This window comes from Azospirillum endophyticum, assembly GCF_016595245.1.
Taxonomy (GTDB): domain Bacteria; phylum Pseudomonadota; class Alphaproteobacteria; order Azospirillales; family Azospirillaceae; genus Azospirillum; species Azospirillum endophyticum.
In genome coordinates this window covers 75,370-95,583 of record NZ_JAENHM010000015.1, presented here as the reverse complement: position 1 = coordinate 95,583, position 20,214 = coordinate 75,370, and the positions used below count along the sequence as shown (strand labels likewise).

At 67.2% G+C, this 20,214-nt stretch carries 17 protein-coding genes; 9 read left to right on the top strand and 8 right to left on the bottom strand.

Features of this window, described 5'->3' with window-relative positions:
- Positions 1-307: 307 nt before the first annotated feature.
- Complete coding sequence (locus JHL17_RS04435; RefSeq protein ID WP_247893308.1) at positions 308-772, bottom strand: group III truncated hemoglobin; 465 nt, start codon at positions 770-772, stop codon at positions 308-310.
- Positions 773-1,000: 228 nt separating this feature from the next.
- Between JHL17_RS04435 and purE the strand changes: the two genes are divergently transcribed.
- The 4 genes from purE to JHL17_RS04415 all read left to right on the top strand — a co-directional run bounded on the left by purE (position 1,001) and on the right by JHL17_RS04415 (position 6,583).
- Complete coding sequence (gene purE / locus JHL17_RS04430; protein ID WP_200190843.1) at positions 1,001-1,537, top strand: 5-(carboxyamino)imidazole ribonucleotide mutase; 537 nt, start codon at positions 1,001-1,003, stop codon at positions 1,535-1,537.
- Between the two features lie 52 nt (positions 1,538-1,589).
- The gene (locus JHL17_RS04425; RefSeq protein ID WP_200190842.1) at positions 1,590-2,702 is read left to right on the top strand and encodes a 5-(carboxyamino)imidazole ribonucleotide synthase; all 1,113 of its coding nucleotides are present in this window, start codon (positions 1,590-1,592) and stop codon (positions 2,700-2,702) included.
- Positions 2,703-3,309: 607 nt separating this feature from the next.
- Positions 3,310-4,461, top strand: a complete 1,152-nt coding sequence (locus JHL17_RS04420; RefSeq protein WP_200190841.1) for an acyltransferase family protein — start codon at positions 3,310-3,312, stop codon at positions 4,459-4,461.
- Between the two features lie 406 nt (positions 4,462-4,867).
- Positions 4,868-6,583, top strand: a complete 1,716-nt coding sequence (locus JHL17_RS04415) for an EAL domain-containing protein (RefSeq protein WP_345773750.1) — start codon at positions 4,868-4,870, stop codon at positions 6,581-6,583.
- A 120-nt stretch (positions 6,584-6,703) separates the two neighbouring features.
- Here JHL17_RS04415 and JHL17_RS04410 read toward each other — a convergent pair whose 3' ends face one another.
- The 4 genes from JHL17_RS04410 to fumC all read right to left on the bottom strand — a co-directional run bounded on the left by JHL17_RS04410 (position 6,704) and on the right by fumC (position 9,591).
- Complete coding sequence (locus JHL17_RS04410) at positions 6,704-6,925, bottom strand: hypothetical protein (RefSeq protein WP_200190839.1); 222 nt, start codon at positions 6,923-6,925, stop codon at positions 6,704-6,706.
- Positions 6,926-7,063: 138 nt separating this feature from the next.
- On the bottom strand, positions 7,064-7,801 hold the full coding sequence (locus JHL17_RS04405) for a DUF599 domain-containing protein (RefSeq protein WP_247893306.1): 738 nt from the start codon (positions 7,799-7,801) through the stop codon (positions 7,064-7,066).
- 103 nt (positions 7,802-7,904) lie between these two features.
- On the bottom strand, positions 7,905-8,111 hold the full coding sequence (locus JHL17_RS04400) for a ribbon-helix-helix domain-containing protein (protein WP_200190838.1): 207 nt from the start codon (positions 8,109-8,111) through the stop codon (positions 7,905-7,907).
- Positions 8,112-8,199: 88 nt separating this feature from the next.
- The gene (gene fumC, locus JHL17_RS04395; protein WP_200190837.1) at positions 8,200-9,591 is read right to left on the bottom strand and encodes a class II fumarate hydratase; all 1,392 of its coding nucleotides are present in this window, start codon (positions 9,589-9,591) and stop codon (positions 8,200-8,202) included.
- Between the two features lie 390 nt (positions 9,592-9,981).
- Between fumC and JHL17_RS37570 the strand changes: the two genes are divergently transcribed.
- Entirely contained in the window at positions 9,982-10,116 is a 135-nt protein-coding gene (locus JHL17_RS37570; RefSeq protein WP_282189274.1) for a hypothetical protein, read from the top strand.
- A 391-nt stretch (positions 10,117-10,507) separates the two neighbouring features.
- Positions 10,508-10,723 carry a hypothetical protein gene (locus JHL17_RS04385; protein ID WP_200190835.1) on the top strand — a complete coding sequence of 72 codons (216 nt, stop codon included), beginning with the start codon at positions 10,508-10,510 and terminating at the stop codon, positions 10,721-10,723.
- A gap of 9 nt (positions 10,724-10,732) precedes the next feature.
- On the opposite strand, the gene JHL17_RS04380 is transcribed toward JHL17_RS04385, so the two are convergent.
- Positions 10,733-11,239 (bottom strand): GNAT family N-acetyltransferase, encoded by a 507-nt coding sequence (locus JHL17_RS04380; protein WP_200190834.1) that lies wholly within the window; start codon positions 11,237-11,239, stop codon positions 10,733-10,735.
- A gap of 93 nt (positions 11,240-11,332) precedes the next feature.
- Positions 11,333-12,400 (bottom strand): glycosyltransferase family protein, encoded by a 1,068-nt coding sequence (locus JHL17_RS04375; RefSeq protein WP_200190833.1) that lies wholly within the window; start codon positions 12,398-12,400, stop codon positions 11,333-11,335.
- Positions 12,401-12,744: 344 nt separating this feature from the next.
- On the opposite strand from JHL17_RS04375, the gene JHL17_RS04370 reads away from it, so the two are divergent.
- Complete coding sequence (locus JHL17_RS04370) at positions 12,745-14,013, top strand: lytic murein transglycosylase (protein ID WP_200190832.1); 1,269 nt, start codon at positions 12,745-12,747, stop codon at positions 14,011-14,013.
- 23 nt (positions 14,014-14,036) lie between these two features.
- Here the strand turns inward: JHL17_RS04370 and JHL17_RS04365 are convergent, their stop codons facing one another.
- The gene (locus tag JHL17_RS04365; protein ID WP_247893305.1) at positions 14,037-14,594 is read right to left on the bottom strand and encodes a hypothetical protein; all 558 of its coding nucleotides are present in this window, start codon (positions 14,592-14,594) and stop codon (positions 14,037-14,039) included.
- Positions 14,595-14,971: 377 nt separating this feature from the next.
- Here JHL17_RS04365 and JHL17_RS04360 point away from each other — a divergent pair, with 377 nt between their 5' ends.
- Entirely contained in the window at positions 14,972-16,033 is a 1,062-nt protein-coding gene (locus JHL17_RS04360; protein ID WP_200190831.1) for a response regulator, read from the top strand.
- 258 nt (positions 16,034-16,291) lie between these two features.
- The gene (locus JHL17_RS04355) at positions 16,292-19,792 is read left to right on the top strand and encodes an indolepyruvate ferredoxin oxidoreductase family protein (protein ID WP_200190830.1); all 3,501 of its coding nucleotides are present in this window, start codon (positions 16,292-16,294) and stop codon (positions 19,790-19,792) included.
- Positions 19,793-20,214: the final 422 nt, after the last annotated feature.

Below are 20,214 nucleotides of genomic sequence, written 5' to 3'. Positions count from 1 at the left end.
CCCCACCCCCCAGGGCTTCTCTTCTAGCAAAACTCAAAGACACAAGGGGTGCGGCCGGCCGGAGGCTGGGGAAATTCAGTTTGCACCCCCTCACCCCACCCCCTCTCCCGCGAGGGGAGAGGGGCTATGCGCAACGATAAGATGCTTTTCCTGCCGCAAGCGCGAGATCTGTGCATCCCGTAGCGCCTCCGCGGGGATGACGAGTGGGAGACGTGCGCGCCTACCGAATCAGGACTTTCTCATGTGCGTTCGATTTCTTCACAGGATCGAAGGTGGGAATGACAGCTTTCTCGATGGAGAAGCGAGTTCAGCCCTTCTTCGGCACGGTGAAGAACTGGATCCCCATCTGGAAGCTGCGGGCGATGTTTTCGGCCTTGGCGATCAGGAAGTCGGCGCCGTCGGGCTGGAACAGCTCGTGGGCAGTCTCGCGGAACAGACCCAGCCAGCGTTCGAAATGCTGCGGCTCCAGCCCCAGTGAGATGTGGACCGGCATCGGCCGGCCGTCGTAACGCTTGGTCAGCAGGGCGATGGACGACCAGAAATCCATCATCTTGCGCAGATGCGGCTCCCAGTCGGTGATGGCGCGGCCGAAGATGGGACCCAGAACCTCGTCCTTCATGATCTTGCCGTAGAAGGTCCGCACCAGCGTTTCGATCGACGCCTCGTCGATGCCGACGGCGGCCATCCGTTCCTCCGCCATCGCGGTGCGGATGTCGCGATGCTCTTGGCGCTGGTCGCGATCGGGGTCTTGGCCGGAGACGGTGTCTGTCATGCGAGGGATCCGCTGCTTGCGAGAGGCGATGGGAACGATCGGCGTCCATCCTTTCCATATATGACGGCACCATAGGTGGAACCATGTTTCGCAGGAAGGGCCGGAATGTCGCAGCCGCGGGCCCGGATCCGCCGGGTCAGGGGCCGAGGCATGGTTGGCGGCTCTGGACAGCCGCCCGACTCTTCCTATAATGCGCCGCTTTCCGGACCTTGAGGAAAGCGCCAAGCCGTGTCCGCCGATCACTCCCCGAACAGCGCCCCTTCGGCTGCCGGCGCCCAGCCGCTGGTCGGCATCATCATGGGCAGCCAGTCCGACTGGACGACGATGAAACACGCCGCCGACACTCTGGCGGCGCTGGGCGTCCCGCACGAGGTCCGCATCGTCTCCGCCCACCGCACCCCGCAGCGGCTGGTGGACTACGCCACCACCGCCAAGGCGCGCGGGCTGAAGGTGGTGATCGCCGGAGCCGGCGGAGCCGCCCATCTGCCGGGCATGGCCGCGTCGATGACGCCGCTGCCGGTCTTCGGCGTTCCGGTCGAAAGCCACGCGCTGAAGGGCATGGACAGCCTGCTGTCGATCGTGCAGATGCCCGGCGGCGTTCCGGTCGGCACGCTGGCCATCGGCAAGGCCGGCGCCATCAACGCCGCCCTGCTGGCCGGCTCGGTCATCGCGCTGATGGACCCGGCGGTGGCCGACGCGCTGGACGGCTGGCGCGCCCGCCAGACCGCCGCGGTGGCCGAAGCCCCCGTCGACGATCCGGCCTGACAGCGATCCGACCCGACAGCGCCCCGCCTGACAGCACGAAAGCCCGACGATCATGACCGGCAAGCCCCTGCCCCGCCTCGCCCCCGGTTCCACCATCGGCATGCTGGGTGCCGGACAGCTCGGCCGGATGACGGCGCTGGCCGCGGCACAGCTGGGCTACAAGACCCATGTCTATGCCCCCGATGCGGCGGACAGCCCGGCGGCGCAGGTCAGCGCCGCGTCGACCGTCGCGGACTGGGACGACCTGGAGGCACTGGAGCGCTTCGCCCGCTCGGTCGACGTGGTGACGCTGGAGTGGGAGAACGTGCCGGTCGCCACGGCCGAGCATCTGCGCCGCTTCACCAACCTGCATCCCGGTCCCGACGTGCTGTCGGTGGCGCAGGACCGCATCGCCGAGAAGAGCTTCGTCAACCGGCTCGGTATCGCGACGGCGCCCTGGCGGGCCGCCGGCAGCGCCGAAGAGGTCGCCCGGGCGCTGACGGAGATCGGCCCGCGCTGCGTGCTGAAGTCGACGCGGCTGGGTTATGACGGCAAGGGGCAGGCGCGGCTGGAGGCCGGCAGCGACCCGGCGGCGGCCTGGGCGGCCATCGGCGGCGGCAAGCCCGGCGTGGAGGGCATCGTCGAGGGCTTCGTGACCTTCGCCTGCGAGGTGTCGGTGATCGTCGCCCGCAGCGCCGACGGCGCGATGACCGCCTATCCGGCGGTGGAAAACCGGCACAAGGACGGCATCCTCGACGTCACCATCGCCCCCGCCGCGCCGGACAAGGTGTCGGCGGAAACCGCGGCGGAGGCCGACCGCATCGCCCGGCGCATCGCCGAGGCGCTGGATCTCGTCGGCGTGCTGGCGGTGGAGATGTTCGTCACCGCCGATGGCGCCGTGCTGGTCAACGAGATGGCGCCGCGCCCGCACAACTCCGGCCATTGGACCATGGATGCCTGCGCCACCAGCCAGTTCGAACAGCTGGTGCGCGCGGTCTGCGGGCTGCCGCTCGGCTCGGTGGAGCGGGTGGCGGATGCCGAGATGACCAACCTGATCGGCGACGACGTGCTGCGCTGGCCGGAACTGCTGGCCGAGCCCGGCGCCCGCCTGCACCTCTACGGCAAGGCGGAAGCCCGGCCCGGCCGCAAGATGGGACATGTCAACCGGCTGTTCAGCCGGCGCTGACTGTCCGGTTTCCGGAATGACCCGGAGGCCCCGCGACCGGACCGGTCGGCGGAGCCTTTGCAATTTCCGGATTGGAATTCGTTCCCGCCACGGCCGATGTACAGCCACTGCACGCGCTGCGCCGGTGGATGGGCATCATCCGGTTTTTCGGCCGCGACGAGATGGCCGAAGAATGCCGGCCCGGGCGGCCCGGCACAAGCTTGGGAAGGGTCGGCCGGCGGGGGCAGGAGGCGTACCGCCCCGGCGGCAATCGGCAGGCGACGGAAAGTCTACTCCGTGCGGCAGGTCGCACCGTCGGCGATAGGCCCCGTCCAGGACCATATGACCGCCCCGCCCGAGCAGGAAAATCCGCGATCCCCAGAAATTGCGCGTTGCACGTCAGGCAACCTGCGGGTGGTACCTGCGTGGCTTCGTTCGGAATAAATCGGAATTTCGTTTCCCGGTTGCGGGGCCGGCATCTACTTTCACTCATCGGTAATCGGCCGCCTATTGGTCATCCAAGAAAAATAATAAGCCGCCGCAGCCAAAGTTTTGATTCCCGTTCGGCATTTGGCCTGATCTTGACCCGATTGATAGCAAGATTTGGAGAGAAACGATGCGTTTTCCAGTGCTCGACGGTTGGCGCGGTTTATGCGCTTTGTTTGTAGCCCTATTCCACTTCAGTGCCCTGGGATACTATTATTCCGTTCCGTTCGTCCGCGGCAGCTATTTGTTTGTCGACTTTTTCTTCGTTCTTAGCGGCTTCGTCATCACGCACGCCTATGTCGGACGATTGAACTCCGCCCCGAAGGCGGGGAGTTTCCTGGTTCGGCGTCTGGGCCGCGTCTGGCCCCTGCATGCGGTCACCCTCGTCGCCTTCATTCCGCTTGAGATCGTGAAGGCGCTGGCGATGAGCGGCGAGACCGCGGCCTTCACCGCGCGGTTCGCCCCTTCGTCGATCGTCAGCAACCTCTTCCTGGTTCATTCCCTGGGTGTCGAGGAAGAACTGACCTGGAACATGCCGAGCTGGTCGATCAGCGCCGAGTTCTTCGCCTATCTCACCTTTGCCGTGCTCTGCCTGCTGGCCCGCCGTACATGGGTGGTGACCGCCGCCGCCGTCGCGCTGTCGGCCGCGGGCGCCTTCGTCGTCATGGGTTGGTCGGATCGCTTCATCGATGCCAGCTTCGATTTCGGGTATTTCCGCTGCCTGTACGGCTTCTTCGCCGGGCATATCGTCTACCGGCTGTTCCTGATCGCTCGCCACGCCGGACTGGCCCGGCTGCCGATGGCGGGGACGATCGAGGCGGCCAGCCTGGCTGCGGTGGTCGTCTTCGTGGCTGCAGCGCGCGGCAGCGCCCTGTCCTTCGCCTCGCCGCTGCTGTTCGGCATCGTGGTCTGGGTATTCGCCTTCGAGGGCGGGCCGTTCTCGCGACTGCTGGCGATGGGGCCGTTCCAGTGGCTGGGCGCCCGCTCCTACTCGATCTACATGGTGCATGCGCTGGTGGTCGCCCTGTACCAGAAGGCCGCGACCGTGATGCAGAAGCTGCTGAGCCAGCCAATGTTCGTCGAACAGGCGATCGACGGCGAGGAGACCCGCTTCATCTCCTTCGGCACCCCCTGGGCGATGGACGTGCTCGCGCTCGCCTATCTGGGAACGGTGGTCGCGGTTTCCGCCCTGACCTACCGGTTCGTGGAAATGCCCGGGCAGGCGAGTTTCAATGCGCTGCTGCTCAAGAAGCAGAAAACCGCCGCCCAGCCCGCGGTGGTGGAAGTCACCTGACCCGACGCACCGGCCGACCTCTCCTGGACGGCCGCCGCAAGACGGCCGGTCAGAGGCCATCCAGGAGCCGGGCAAGAGTCCGCAGAGGCCACCGCCGCGTATCGCAGGCGGCATCCGAGGCCTCCCAGTCCCGGGAGGGGATGACGACTTCAGGTTTCCGGCAACGACAACCTAACGATGGATGGCATATGCCGAGGCACCGGCAGTTAGATCGCATTTTCGAAATAGACGTTACAAATTATTACTTGTTTTAAGACGAAGGTTATCCGACACAGTTTCTCTTCAAACTCAGGCCGATATTGGTTACCCTCCGTTGCATTCATCCTGAAACTCTCTAAACCTCGATGTAATTTGCGGCCGCATGACCATGCCCTTGCAGCAGGAAAATTCCGGACGCGCCACTCCCGTGATCGGCCCGATCGTGGCGCCGATCCCCAATGCGGCCGGGCCACGCCGTCCGACATCGAGCCGGGACAGGGACCGGTTCGTCGGCTTCGCCTTCGCCGCCGCCGATCTGCTGATCGAGACGGACGCGCAGGGGAACATCCTGTTTTCCGCCGGTGCCCGCTGCCGCCTGACCAAGGGCGAGGTGGGCGGCCTGGTGGGCACCAACCTGATGGAGGTGGTGGCACCGGGCGACCGCAAATACGTCCGCGTCCTGTTCGATCGCATCCGGGAGAAGGCGCGCATCAAGCCGTCGCGCGTGCTGTTCCAGGCCTTCGACGGGCAGCAGTTCCCGGCGTTGCTGGGAGGCTGCCGGCTGGATTCCTGTCCGGGCTCGCTGTTCCTGACGGTTCTGCTGACCGCTCCGGCGCGCAGTGGCGGCGCAGGCACGGCGTCCGGGATCACGACGCAGGGCGAACTGCTGGATCAGGGCGGCTTCGCCGGCATCCTGGAAGAGCGGATCCAGGCCACCCGCGAGAGGGGGCTGGACCAGGGGCTGACCCTGCTGCTGGTCGAAGGGCTGCAGGCGATGGTGGAGGCGATGCCGGAAGGCGCCGCGGGGGAAGTGCGCGAGGGCATTGACGCCTATCTGCGCGGCATTTCCGCCGACGGCGACAGTGCCGGCCAGCTGACCGGCGATCGCTATGGCATCGTCCACGCCGCCGACATCGACGGGCGTGAGGTGCAGGGCCACATCGCCCAGATCATCGAAGCGGCCGGCGGCGCCCTGCCCGGCGGCATCCGGACCTGGACGCTGGATATGGCCGACGACCGGCTGGATGCCGCCGACGCCGCCCGCGCCCTGGTCTATACGGTACAGGCCTTCGCCTCCGCGCAAGGCGGCGAATTCACCATCTCCAGCCTGGAGGACGGTGCCAACCGCCTGATGGCCGGGGCGGTGGAGCGCATCGGACAGATGCGGGCGACCATCGACAACCATGACTTCATCGTCGTCTACCAGCCCATCGTCGACATCGCCACCGGTGCCGTCCATCACCTGGAGGCGCTGACCCGTGTCGACGGGATGAGTTCACCGGCCGACTTCATCACCTTCGCCGAAGATGTCGGGCTGATCTACGATTTCGATCTGCTGCTGACCCGGACGGTGCTGGACACGCTGAAGGAGTTCCGCAAGGAGCCGAAGCTGCCGGACGTGGCGATCAACCTGTCGGCCAAGACGCTGATGAGCCCGATCTTCCTCAAGCAGTTCCAGTCGGTCGTCGCCCCCTATGGCGAGCTGGCGGCGAAGCTGCTGATCGAGGTGACGGAAACCGTCGTCGTCACCGATATCGCCAAGCTGAACGAAGTGCTGCAGAAACTGCGCGGCAGCGGGTTCCGCATCTGCCTGGACGACGTCGGCGCCGGATCGACCAGCTTCCAGTCGCTGTACGGCATCCAGGCCGATTACGCCAAGATCGACGGGAAGTTCGTCCGCGGCGCCGTCAACAGCCCGCGCGACATGGCGATGCTGCGCTCGATGGTCGACGTCTGCCGCCAGCTTGGATTGGACCTGATCGGCGAACAGGTCGAGGAGGCGGTGCATGCCGACCTGCTGACCGGACTGGGGGTATCGCTGGCCCAGGGGTTCCTGTTCAGCCGTCCGTCCCGCGACTTCGCCTATTTCGCCAAGGACTGGTCGCGGGTGCGCAACGGCGGCAAGCTGCTGTTGAAGGGCTGAAACCGACCGGTGCCGCCCTTCGCCGTCCGCGAGATGCTCATGGACGCATCGGGCGGACTCTCAGCAGGTATTCCGAACCCACCCACAGATGGACGGGCTCGGAATACCTGCAAAACCCGCCTAGGCCATCGCCGGAGAGCGGCCGAAGACGCAGTCGTCGAAACTGCCCATTCCTTCGACGCTATGGACCTGTTCCAGCCGGTCGCGCGCGGCGTTCAGGAGTTCCCGGTTGCGGGCCAGCGTATCGCTGCCGGCATAGCCGTCGCGCAGGTGCATCCGGTTCAGCAGGGCCTCCGCCTGATCCAGGGCTTCCATGATGGTCAATGCCGTATCAGCGTCCATTGTCGCCCTCTTGTGCTCTGCGCCGCGCCGGCAGGTCGTCGCGCGATCCTTCGATGCGCCGATCTTAGCCGCCGCAACTCGCCGGCAGGTAGAGGATATTTGGTCGCATGCGCAAGAAAACGTGTAGGATTTTACTTATTATTTCGCTTTGCTTGAATCGTTTCTTTCCAACCACTCGGTCTGCACGCGGATGACCTTCTCGGTGGCGGAGAAGGCCTGCCGGCGGGTCAGGACCAGGACGACGCCGCTGGAGGCCGCGATCAGCGGGATCGGTCCGATGATCCAGGCCAGCGCCGCCAGCGCGAAGTAATAGGCGCGGATCCCGCCGTTCAGCGCGGTGATCGCCAGCGTCAGCGCTTCGCCGATGGTCTGGGCCATGACCTTGCGGTCTTCCGGCGGGATCGGCGGCATCGGGGCCGAACCGATCAGGGCGCAGCAGTAATTGTACTGGCGAAGCGCCCAGGTGAACTTGAAGAAGCCGAAGGTGAAGATCACCACCATCAGCATCATCTTGATCTCGAACAGCTGGTGCGAGGTCTGGACGGTGAAGGACAGGCCGGAGACGACCTGCTGCGCCCGCTCCGCCGCACCGAAGGACCCGATCAGGGCGGCCAGCACCAGCATGTTGGTGGAGGCGAAGAAGGTGCAGCTGTGCATGGTGTGGCCGAACAGCTGCGCATCCATGATGCGGTTCTCGCGCTCCAGCATCCGCTCCATCCAATGGCGGCGCACGATCTTCAGATGCTGGTTGACCGCATTGCGGCCATACAGCCGATGATGCTGGCTGACGGTGAAGCCGACCCAGGAGCCGACGAACCAGACGAAGGCGACGATGTCGAGGGTGGTGAGGTCGGCGGGCATGATGGCGGACGGCATGGCGGCGGGTTCTTGTCGGATGGCGGAAGGCCAGCAAGCGTGTGTGCCGACGTTTACGCCGACGACGGACCGGTGTCCACCTGCGGCTATCCGCGGGATCCCCTCATTCCCCCCGCCCCTGGACCGCCTTCAGGACATAGACGCGGATGGAGCTGGACAGGTTGCCGCTGCGGGTCTGGTCGATCTCCTCGATCAGGGCGTTCACCGACAGGCCGCGGAATTGCGCCACCGATTTCAAGGCGTCCCAGAACTCTTCCTCGAGGGAGACGCTGGTGGGATGGCCGGCAATCAGGACCGAACGCTTCTTCATGGTCACTCAACGCATCGCGGTGGGGGATGGGGGTGGTCAGAGGAAGGCCGGACGGCCGGGACAACTCACCCCCACCCTAACCCCAAGCTTAGCCTGGACCAACCATCCGTTCGGGGCGAACCCATTGATCGAATTGCTCATCCGTCAGGAGTCCGAGTTCCCGTCCGGCCTCCTTTAGACTTGTCCCTTCCTTGTGGGCTTTCTTGGCGATCTTCGCCGCATTGTCATAGCCGATGTGGGGGTTGAGCGCCGTCACCAGCATCAGGCTGTCGGACACCAGCTTGGCGATGCGGTCGCGGTTGGCCTCGATTCCGACGACGCAGTTGTCGGTGAAGCTCATCGCCGCGTCGGCCAGCAGGCGGATCGACTGGAGGACGTTGAAGGCGATCACCGGCTTGAACACGTTCAGCTCGAAATGGCCGGTGGCGCCGGCCACGGTGACGGTGGTCTGGTTGCCCATCACCTGGGCGCAGACCATCGTCATCGCCTCCGACTGGGTCGGGTTGACCTTGCCGGGCATGATGGACGAGCCCGGCTCGTTCTCCGGCAGCGACAGCTCGCCGATGCCCGAGCGCGGGCCGGAGCCCAGCAGGCGGATGTCGTTGGCGATCTTCATCAGCGACACCGCCAGCGTGTTCAGATGGCCGTGCACGTCGACCAGCGAATCATGGGTCGCCAGCGCCTCGAACTTGTTCTCCGCGGTGACGAAGGGAAGGCCGGTGAAGGCCGCCACCTCTTCGGCGAAGGCCTCGGCGAAACCCGGCCTGGCGTTCAGCCCGGTGCCGACCGCGGTGCCGCCCTGAGCCAACCGGTAGAGCTGCGGCAGCGCCCCCTTGATCCGGCCGATGCCGTAGGAGACCTGCGCCGCATAGCCGGAGAATTCCTGCCCCAGCGTCAGTGGCGTGGCGTCCTGGAGATGGGTGCGGCCGATCTTGACGATGTCCTGGAAGGCGTCGGCCTTGGCGTCCAGCGCGGTGCGCAGATGCTCCAGCGCCGGGATCAGGCTGCGCAGGATCTCGTCGGCCGCCGCGATGTGCATGGCGGTGGGGAAGCTGTCGTTGGACGATTGCCCCATGTTGACGTGGTCGTTGGGATGGATCGGCGTCTTCGATCCCATGACGCCGCCCAGCGCCTCGATGGCGCGGTTGGCGATCACCTCGTTGGCGTTCATGTTGGTCTGGGTGCCGGAGCCGGTCTGCCAGACCACCAGCGGAAAATGCTCGGCCAGCCGGCCGTCGATCACCTCGTCGGCCGCCTCCATGATGGCGGCGCCGAGCTTGGGATCGAGCACCCCCAGCTTCAGGTTGGCGGCGGCGGCGGCCCGCTTCTGGATGCCCAGCGCACGCACCAGCGGGACCGGCATGCGTTCCCCGCCGATGCGGAAATTCTGCAGGGAGCGCTGGGTCTGCGCCCCCCAGTAACGATCGGCCGGAACGTCTATGGGGCCGAAGCTGTCGGTCTCGGTGCGGACACCGCTCATGGCTGAACTCTCCTGATCGCCGCTTGTTTTCATGGGGGAGCCGGTCGCGAACCCCACCCCCCCGCCTGATCTTTGGCGCGCCGTCCCCCAGGGCAAGGGCGGCCAAAGCGGAAGCTTGGGCGACTCGGCGGGAATCCTCGCGTTTCTCCAAATTCGTTCTTGTTGCGTTCGTTTTTCTTCCGTAGGCTTTGCCGAGTGATCCGCCGATCCGCCGCAAGCCCGCCCGGGATCGGCAGCGATCGGCACAAGAATCGGCACAGCGATTGGGGGAACAGGATGGACCATCTGGCACCCGACCATGTCCGTGCGTTCATTGCCCGGACGCGCGTTGCGGAGTTGAAGAGCCGCGGCTGGCGTGTTCTCGGCCCGGGGGAGGAAGGATCGATCCTGATGGAAGGTCCGCTCCTGGCCGGTCGGACCGAGACGGCGGACTCGCCCATCGGCGGGATGTTCGACGACCTCGTCGCCCGAGCGCTGGAGCGCGCCGACGCTCGCGACCGTGTGGCCGCCCGCCGCGCCGCCTGAGATACGGCGCCCCTCCCTCCAATGGGTATGGTTTACCGGTGGGCCGGCATTTTCAGAGAGGGTGGACTGCCTAATGGGTTGCAGGGACTGCACCCTTCGGTAGTCACCCCCACCAATTATCTCGGGCGCTCTGAGAAACCTGACATAGCGGTGTGCGTTGTCATTGGGGCATGGCACCCGCCAGGGCATCCAACAGCGATCGATTGCAGCAGGCACTGGAATACCGTCCCAGACGTTCGGGTTAACACTTCGGGATCGTCGAAGACGATGTGACCTTAGGTCGGAAGTACCCCCGAAGATATTACCTGCTGCATAGTCTTGTTAGGAAGTCTTTAACTGGCCCGATGGCTTGATAAGGCCATCGGGAACGTTCAGGCCAAGGGAGATTTACATGATCGGCGCCGTCAACTCGAAGAAGATCAACGCATCCTCGGTGGCCCATATCGCGCTTCTCGATCAGTTCATCCAGCTGACGCAAGACACCATCGGCGAGCAGGACGACGCTTTCGTCCGCGACAGCCTGATCGATCTTCTGTCGAACCTGCGCACCGAGCGCGCCGACTATGCTGAGATCATCGGCGCGTCCGCGTTGAACCGCGCCGTCTGACCCCGTTTCTTACTCCTTCCCGGCCGCAGCCTCCGCCGCCGACGCCGCAAGCTCCAGCAGCGCGTCGCCGGTCAGGCGGTAGGGTAGCCACTCCTTCTTCTGGTGGAATCCCACCCGGTCGTAGAATCCGCGCGCCGGGTTCCAGTCCAGCACGCTCAGATCGACACGGCGGTAGCCGCGCTCAACCGCGCGCTGTGCCACCGCGGCCAGCAGTTTGCGGCCGACGCCGTAGCGCCGCGCATCCGGCGTGACGTAGAGATCCTCGACATACAGGCCGGGCCGCCCCTCCCAGGTGGAAAAGTTGCGGAAGGTCAAGGCGAACCCGACCGGCGCGCCGTCCAGTTCGGCAATCATCGCCTCGAACACCGGCTGCTCTCCCCAGCCGTCGCGGCGGAAATCCTCCTCGGTCGCCTTGACCGCATCGGCTTCGCGCTCGAACTCGGCAAGCTCGCGGACGAAGCGCAGGATGGTGGTGCAATCCTCCTCGACGGCGGGGCGGATGGTGACGGTCGGCATCGGCGGCTGGCTCCCTCGACTGCAACAAATGAAAACGGGGACCGGACCATAGCCCGCTCCCCGCCTTTGCGCATCTCCGTCGCGTGGGAAAGGTCAGTCGTCGCCGCCGCCCCTCAATTCCAGGAAGCCCCGCAACTCCTGCACGCGGCGTTCGGCGCTGTGTTCGGCCAGGACCCGCTTGCGCGCCCGGCGGCCGAGGTCGGTCAGGTGGTTGCGCGGCAGCATCATCGCCGTGGTGACGTCGTCGGTCTGGGCGGCCACCAGGATCTCCCGGCCGGGTTCGAAGAAGCTGTCCAGCCCCTCCCACTGGTCGGCGACGATGGCCGCGCCGCAGGCGGCGGCCAGGAACATCCGGTCCGACGGGCACCAGCCGATCCTGCGCTCGTCGTCGCGGGCCAGCGTCAGCGCCAGGCTGGCCGAGGCCAGCACATCGGCATGCCGCGCCGGGTCGAGGTCGGGAAAGCTCAGGATGTTGGAGGCCCGCGGCACGCCGTCCGGCAGCTCGGCGCCGACCAGGACGAAGCGCCGGCGGGTCAGCCGCTGGGCCGGGTCGAGGAAGAAGCGGTCCAGCCCCTCGCGGATGCCGTCCGGTCCGCCGACGATGCAGCAGAGGTCGCCGAGATACTCGCGCTTGAAATCGCCGGGCTTGTCGGCCTCCGGCACGATCCAGGGATAGAGCGGGACCACCGACTCCGCGCCGGCCTTCGCCCGGTACCGGTCCAGAGCCGGCCCGCCGCAGGAGGCGAGCACCATGTCGAAGCCGCCGAGCCCGTCGGCCGGCAGATGGGCCACCGCCTCCCCCGCCTCCAGCGCGGTGAGGCTGACCGCCGCCTCCGGATCGTAGAGCGCGCGGCGCGGCGCCCTGGAGTTGCGGACGAGGTCGGCGGCGAGGCGGGCGTCGGGGCCCTGCGCCACCACCAGCGCCACCCCGGCGTCGTCGGCCTGCGCCGCCGCCTCCACCGCGACGTCGTCCCAGGCGGAATAGGACAGCACGTCGCCGCCGGGGATCGTCCAGGGCACCGGTCCGTCCGGGCCGGTCCGCTCCACCGCGACGATGCGATGGCCGCGGATCGCCAGCCCCTGGATCAGCGCACGCCAGCGCGACCTGTGCCCGCCGTCATGGCGATACCCGTTGGTCAAGCCGAAGATCACGATTTTCATGGCGGCGGCACCCTTGGCGTTCCGTGACGGAAGGCGGCCTCTTCGTCGAAGCGCCTCCAATTCAACGCGATTGATGAAGGCGGTGTTCCGGCTGTCGTCCCCGCCCCGGCAGTCCCGTCCGGGACCGTCGTCGCCGGGGCCGGCGCCGGCGGGTGGAGACCCGCCGGACGGGAGTCGGGAAGGCGTTCCGGTGGATTCTGATATGGAACGGTCCGCCGGCCCTGCAAGCGCGCACCTGCCGCAAGAGGGGATTCCACCCCAGGCTTGCCGATTTGGCGGTTGAGCCTTGCTGCCGGGCGTCTTAGGGTCACGCCCCGGTTCCCCCTCCGATCACGGTCGAGCGCATGCGAGTCCCGTTCCGTCATTCCGCCCGCCTCCTTCTCGCCACCCTGCTGATGGCCGGCTGCCAGAGCACCGGCGCCACCGCCCCGGTGGTGTCCGGCACCGCGGCGCCCGCCGCCGCCGCGGCCCAACCGGTTGCGCAGCAGCCCGCCTCCTTCCCGGAATGGCTGGCGGCGCTGCGTACCGAGGCGTTGAGCCAGGGTATCCGTCCGCAGACCTTCGACCGCGCCTTCCAGCGGGTGAAGCTGTCCGAACGCGTCGTGGAGCTGGATTCGTCCCAGCCCGAGTTCACCCGGCAAGTGTGGCAGTATCTGGACAGCGCCGTGAATGAAAAGCGCGTCCAGGACGGCCGGCAGAAGCTGCAGGAACACGCGGCGTTGCTTTCCCGCATCACCCGCCGGACCGGCGTGCCAGGGGAGATCCTGGTCGCCTTCTGGGGGGTGGAATCGGATTTCGGCAAGTCGACCGGCAACTTCTCGGTCATCGACGCGCTGACCACGCTGGCCTTCGAAGGCCGCCGCGCCGCCTATTTCCGCTCGGAGCTGCTGGCGGCATTGCGCATCCTCGAGTCCGGCGACATCGCGCCGGAGCGGATGACCGGCTCCTGGGCCGGGGCCATGGGCCAGACCCAGTTCATGCCGACCGTCTTCCTGCGCAACGCGGTGGACGAGGATGGCGACGGCCACCGCGACATCTGGGGCAGCATGCCCGACGTCCTCGCCTCCACCGCCAAGTTCGTGCTGGCCAACGGCTGGCGGCCGAGCGAGCCCTGGGGCCAGGAGGTCAGGCTGCCCGACGGCTTCCCCTACGACCAGGCGGAGCTGAGCATCACCAAGCCGCTGTCGGAATGGCGCCGGCTCGGCGTGCGCGACCTCGACGGCGGCGAGTTGGGCGGTGAAGGCACGGCGTCGGTGCTGGTGCTGGCCGGGCATCGCGGGCCGGCCTTCCTGGTGCGCGACAATTTCCGCGCGATCATGCGCTACAACCCGTCGACCAGCTATTCGCTGGCCGTCGCCATGCTGGCCGACCGCATGACCGGCAGGCCCGGCGTCCGCGGCAGCTGGCCACGCGAGGAACAGGCGCTGAGCAAGGACGAACGCATCGACCTGCAGCAGCGGCTGGCGTCGCTGGGCATGGAGCCGGGGGCGGCCGACGGCATCGTCGGGGCCAACACGCGCAACGCGGTGCGGCGGTTCCAGGCATCGGTCGGGGAAATCCCGGACGGCTTCGCGACCAAGGCCCTGCTGGAACGGCTGCGGCAGCGGTCCTGAGGTCGAGCGAGGGGGAACGCCCGTTACGGGTGCCTCACCCCCTCGCTCCCCGCAACCCCACCACGCAGCAATCCCCAGGCGGCGGGCAGCAGCAGCGCCGCGACCCCGGCCCCCACCAGCGCATCGGGCGCGCCGTCCAGCAGAAGCCAGCTCGCCGCCAGCCCGGCCAGCCCGGCAGCGAGCGGCAACACGTCTCTGCGCGTACACAGCCAGATCGCCCGCGGGGTCAGCCGGCCACGCCGGCCGGCGAACAGCAGGGTCGCGGCCGCCACCGTCACGCCGATGGCCAGCAGCAAGGCCAGGCTGGCCAGCGGCACGTCGGGCAGAGCCATGCCGGCGATGCTGCGTTCCGCCGCCGCCACCAGGGCCACGGCGGCGACGGCCAGCGCCGCCCCCTGCAGCATCGACAGCCTAGGGCGCCACTCCGGCCGCCGGCCCATGCCGGCAAGAGTCACCGCATGGCCGGCGGCACGGTCGAGCACCAGCAGGGCCGCCGCCCACAGCGAGACCGCCTGCGTCGCATCGGCCGCGGCGAGCAGCAGGGCGCCCTGCAGCCCGTTCACCACCATCGCCGTCCGCATGGTGCGCCTCACATCGTCCGACCCGCGGGATGGGCGGGAGGACCCGCCGCCACAGGCTCCGCCACCGCAACCGCCGTCCATCGCTTCGCCCTTTCTCCTGGCATGACGGGGGAAATCATAGGAGCGGAGGATCGGCGCGTCCACAGACATCAGGATTTTCTGATGTTTCCTGACCTGCGGTCTCCGACGTCCCGGCCGCGCATCGAAAGGGGTGGCGCGACGAGAGGGCTACCCTTTCGAACGGTTGTGGGGATACCCCGGCCCACCCAACGGTACAGGGGGTGGCTCATTGGGCGCCTACCCGTCCCCCTCCCATGAAAAGCGGCGGGTCGAGGCGGATATGGGGACAGACACAGACGCATCATCGGAACCGCTCCATGACGAAGCGCCCTGCCTCCCCCGTCAAGATCCTGATCGTCGACGACAACCCGCTGCTCCAGCGGGCGTTGAAGGACATGCTTGGACTGTGGGGCGTCGGCCAGATCACCGCCGTCGGCAACGGCCAGGATGCCAAGGATGCCCTGCGGCGCGAGGTCTTCGACCTGATGGTGACCGACTGGGTGATGGAACCGGTGGGCGGTGCGCAGCTGGTCCAGTGGATTCGCCAGTCGCCGGGAAGCCTGCGGCCCAGCATGCCGATCATCGTGCTGACCGCCAATGCCGACCTCGCCACCGTGCGCAGCGCCTGGGATGCCGGTGCCGACTCCGTTCTGGCCAAGCCGGTTCCGGCCGCCACGCTGGCCCGCCGCATCGACGCCGTGCTGAACCGCCGCGACGGCACGCCGCGCACGGCGACCGGCGGCGGGGAGTCCCGCAGCGACGGTCCGCGTCCCTCCGGTTATCCCGGCGGCCGTTCCGGCGATCAGGGCGCGGCGCCGCCGGCCGGCCTGATTGCCCCGCGGCCTGCCGCTCCCCGGCCCGCCGCCGGCGCGTCGCAGCTGCCGCCGGCGATCCCACCCGTCGCGAACCCGGTGCCCGGCCTGTTACCGACCACCCCGCCCGACCGCGGGGCCGCCGCGATGCGCAGCGACGATCCCAAGCGGGTGCGCCTGCTTCTGGCGCTCGACAAGCTGGAGGCGGCCATCGACCGGCCCGACCCGATCGGCAGCCGGCTGCGCCATTCCCTGTCCGACCTGCAGATCGCAGCAGCCGGCGATTCCGCCGCGTCCTCCATCGTCGCTTCGCTGTCCACCTGCGTCACCTGGGTGGAGCCGGACATCGAAGGCTATGTCGATGCCCTGCAGGCCCATGCCGCCGCCTTGCGCTGGCTGGTGGGATCGGACGGCGGCACGCAGTCGATGGCGGTGGCGCTGTGCCTGATCCGCACGCTGCGCGCCAGCGTCCGCACGCTCGCCGCCCGCGGCCATACCGACTTCGGTGGCTGGCCGGAAGGCGGCAGCCCGACCCCTCCGGGCAAATCGCCCCTGAGCGGACGCTGAGTCCCTCCCCATATCGTCTGGAGAGGCCCCGGGCGAAAGGGAAACGGAGCGGGAATTTCCGTCAGGCAGGGCATTCCATACGCTCCGTTACGGAACACCGCCGGTTGCCGGCCGATCCTTGCTTTTTGCGATCCGGCCGGCCGCAGGCGTTGCGATATACGACAGCCTTCATTACCTTTTTGCCCAGCGAACAAATCGGCGACCCAGCACTCCGCACTGGAGTTTGCCAGGATGCCGAGCGATGGGAGGGAATGAAGAATGGCGCTGGCGACTGTCTCCTTGGAAGACAAATACGCGCTCGAACAGGGGCGTGTTTACCTCACCGGTACCCAGGCGCTGGTGCGCCTGCCGATGATGCAGCGCCAGCGCGACCTCGCCGCCGGGCTGAACACCGGCTGCTTCATTTCCGGCTACCGCGGGTCGCCGCTGGGCGGCTTCGACCAGAATCTGTGGAACGCCCGCAAGTTCCTGGAAAAGAACCACATCCAGTTCCAGCCCGGCGTGAACGAGGAACTGGGCGCCACCGCCGTCTGGGGAAGCCAGCAGGTCGGCATGTTCAAAGGCGCCAAATATGACGGCGTCTTCGCGATGTGGTACGGCAAGGGCCCCGGCGTCGACCGCTCCGGCGACGTGTTCAAGCATGCCAACGCCGCCGGCACCTCGAAGCACGGCGGCGTGCTGGTGCTGACCGGCGACGACCACAACTGCAAATCCTCCACCTTCCCGCACCAGTCCGAACACGCCTACATGCACTCGATGATTCCGGTCCTGAACCCGTCGGGGGTGCAGGAGATCCTGGATTACGGCCTGATCGGCTGGCAGATGAGCCGTTTTTCCGGCTGCTGGATCGCCATGAAGACCATCGCCGAGACGGTGGACACCTCGGCGTCAGTCTACATCGACCCCCACCGCGTCTCTCCCATCGTCCCCGCCGACTTCCCGATGCCGCCGGGCGGCCTGAACATCCGCTGGCCCGACCCGCCGCTGGAGCAGGAATACCGGCTGATGAAGCACAAGCTGTACGCCGCCCTGGCGTTCGCGCGTGCCAACAAGCTGGACCGGGTGGTGATGGAGAGCCCGCGTCCGCGCTTCGGCATCGTCACCACCGGCAAGAGCTATCTCGACGTCCGCCAGGCCTTCGACGAGTTGGGCATCACCGAGGAGATGGCCGCCGACTGGGGCATCACCGTCTACAAGGTCGGCATGCCCTGGCCGCTGGAGCGCGACGGCGTCCGCCACTTCGCCGAGGGTCTGGAAGAGATCGTCGTCGTCGAGGAGAAGCGCGCGGTCATCGAGAACCAGCTGAAGGAACAGCTCTACAACTGGAATCCCGACGTCCGCCCCAAGGTGGTCGGCAAGTTCGACGAGCAGGGCGAGTGGATCCTCCCCAGCGCCGGCGAGCTGACCCCGGCGCAGATCGCCGTGGTGATCGGCCGCCGCCTGCAGCGCTTCGTCGAGAACGAAAACCTCGCCCGCCGTATCACCTTCCTCGACGCGCAGGAAAAGCAGAAGGCCCATGTGGCGCGCGTGGTGCGCAAGCCGACCTTCTGCTCCGGCTGCCCGCACAACACCTCGACCGTCGTGCCGGAGGGCAGCCGGGCGCTGGGCGGCATCGGCTGCCATTACATGGCGACGTGGCTCGACCGCTCGACCGACACCTTCACCCAGATGGGCGGCGAAGGCGTGCCGTGGGTGGGTCAGGCCGCCTTCACCGACGAAAAGCACATCTTCGCCAACCTCGGCGACGGCACCTATTTCCATTCCGGCATCCTGGCGATCCGGCAGGCCATCGCCGCCAAGGTGAACATCACCTACAAGATCCTGTTCAACGACGCGGTCGCCATGACCGGCGGCCAGCCCTTCGACGGCACGCTGACCGTGCAGTCGATCGCCAATGTCCTGCGGGCCGAGGGGGTGCAGCGCATCACCGTCGTCAGCGACGAGCCGGAGAAGTACGGCATCGGCAACGGCCTGCCGCAATTCTCCACCGTCGAGCACCGCGACGACCTCGACCGCGTGCAGAAGGAGATGCGCGAAGTTCCCGGCGTCAGCGTCCTGATCTACGACCAGACCTGCGCCACCGAGAAACGCCGCCGCCGCAAGCGCGGCAAGATGGTCGACCCGGCCAAGCGCGTGGTCATCAACGAGCTGGTCTGCGAGGGCTGCGGCGACTGTTCCGCCAAGTCGTCCTGCGTATCGGTGATCCCGCTGGAGACCGAGTTCGGCCGCAAGCGCCAGATCGATCAGTCGAGCTGCAACAAGGACTATTCCTGCACCAAGGGCTTCTGCCCCAGCTTCGTGACGGTGGAAGGCGGCTCCTTGCGCAAGCCGAAGCCGGCCGCGGCGAAGTCGGCCGACGCGGCCGCCCTGCCCGCCCCGGTCACTCCTGCCTTCGACAAGACCTGGAGCCTCTACGTCACCGGCGTCGGCGGTACCGGCGTCGTCACCATCGGCGCTCTGCTGGGCATGGCGGCGCATATCGAAGGCAAGGGAGTCGGCGTGCTCGACATGACCGGCCTCGCCCAGAAGGGCGGCGCCGTCACCAGCCATATCCGCATTGCCAACACGCCGGAGGACATCCATTCCGTCCGCATCGCCGCCGGCGGCGCCGACGCGGTGCTGGGCTGCGACCTGATCGTCGCGGCGGCGGGCGACGGCCTGTCGAAGATGACCGCCGGCCGCACCCGCGCCGTCATCAACACCCATGACAGCATCACCGCCGATTTCATCAAGAAGCCGGACATGGTGATCCCGGTGCGCGACCTCGTCGGCGACATCAGGAAGGCCTGCGGCGGCGAGGCCAATGTCGATGCCTTCGACGCGACGAAGCTCGCCACGGCGCTGCTGGGCGACAGCCTGTATGCCAACCCGTTCCTGATGGGCTATGCTTGGCAGAAGGGGCTGATCCCGCTGAGCGAGGCGTCGATCCTGAAGGCGATCGAACTGAACGGCATCTCGGTCAAGCTGAACCTCGACGCCTTCCAGTGGGGCCGCCGCGCCGCCGTCGATCTGGCCGCGGTCGAGGCCGCCGCGAAGCCTCAGGAGGCGACGCAGACCGCGCAGTCGCTGCTGCTCGACCAGCGCCGTCCGTCCGCCAGCCTGGACGAGGTGATCGAGCGCCGCCACCGCTTCCTGGTCGATTACCAGGACGCCGCCTATGCCGCGCGCTACCACGCGCTGGTCGACTGGACCCGCCGGACGGAGCAGCAGAAGATCTCCGGCTCCACCGCGCTGACCGAGGCGGTCGCCCGCGCCCACTTCAAGCTGATGGCCTACAAGGACGAGTATGAGGTGGCGCGGCTCTATACCGACAGCGGCTTCGTCGAGAACGTCCAACGCATGTTCGAAGGCGACTGGAAGCTGACCTTCCACATGGCCCCGCCGGTGATGGGCGAAGCCGCCGAGGATGGGGCCGAACCGAAGAAGAAGACCTTCGGCCCGTGGATGCTGCCGGTCCTGCGCCTGCTGGCCAAGGGCAAGCGCCTGCGCGGCACCCGGCTGGACCCGTTCGGCCGCACCGCCGAGCGTCGCCAGGAGCGCCAGTTGATCGCAGATTACGAGGCGGTGGTGGGCGAATTGCTGAACCGCCTGACCCGCGACAATCTGGCAGCGGCGGTCGAGATCGCCGCCCTGCCGATGGAGATGCGCGGCTACGGACCGGTGAAGGCGCGCAATGTGGCGACGGCGAAGGCCAAGGAAGCCCGGATGCTGGACGCCTTCCGCACCCCCCCGGCCGTGCGGCCGATGGCGGCGGAGTAACCGGTCGGAGGATCTGTCGCAGGATCGGCAACGGCGCCCTTCCCGCCCGTCGCGGGAAGGGTTCGCCGGTCGGGCTCACGGCGGCCGGGACCGGTATGGCCGGTGGATCGAGATGCCATCGATCGGATCGCAAGGACTCAAGTCAATGCCGCCTCCGATCAACACCTCGCCCGCCTGCTCAATCGCACACGAACAAGTCTCACAGCCAATGCCGTCGAGGCTATTAATGTTGGACCGACGGACAGCTCCGCGGGTCCATTACGGTGAGGTCATCGTCTTATGGACCATGTGACCAAATGCGGCAGAACCTTTTAAGACTTCTGAATTTTTCGGCTAGAATCCGGTACAGAAAGGTAAATACCGACCGAATTCGCCGCAACTTGGGTTGACAGGCTCATATGCATACTGATGTATGATGGTCA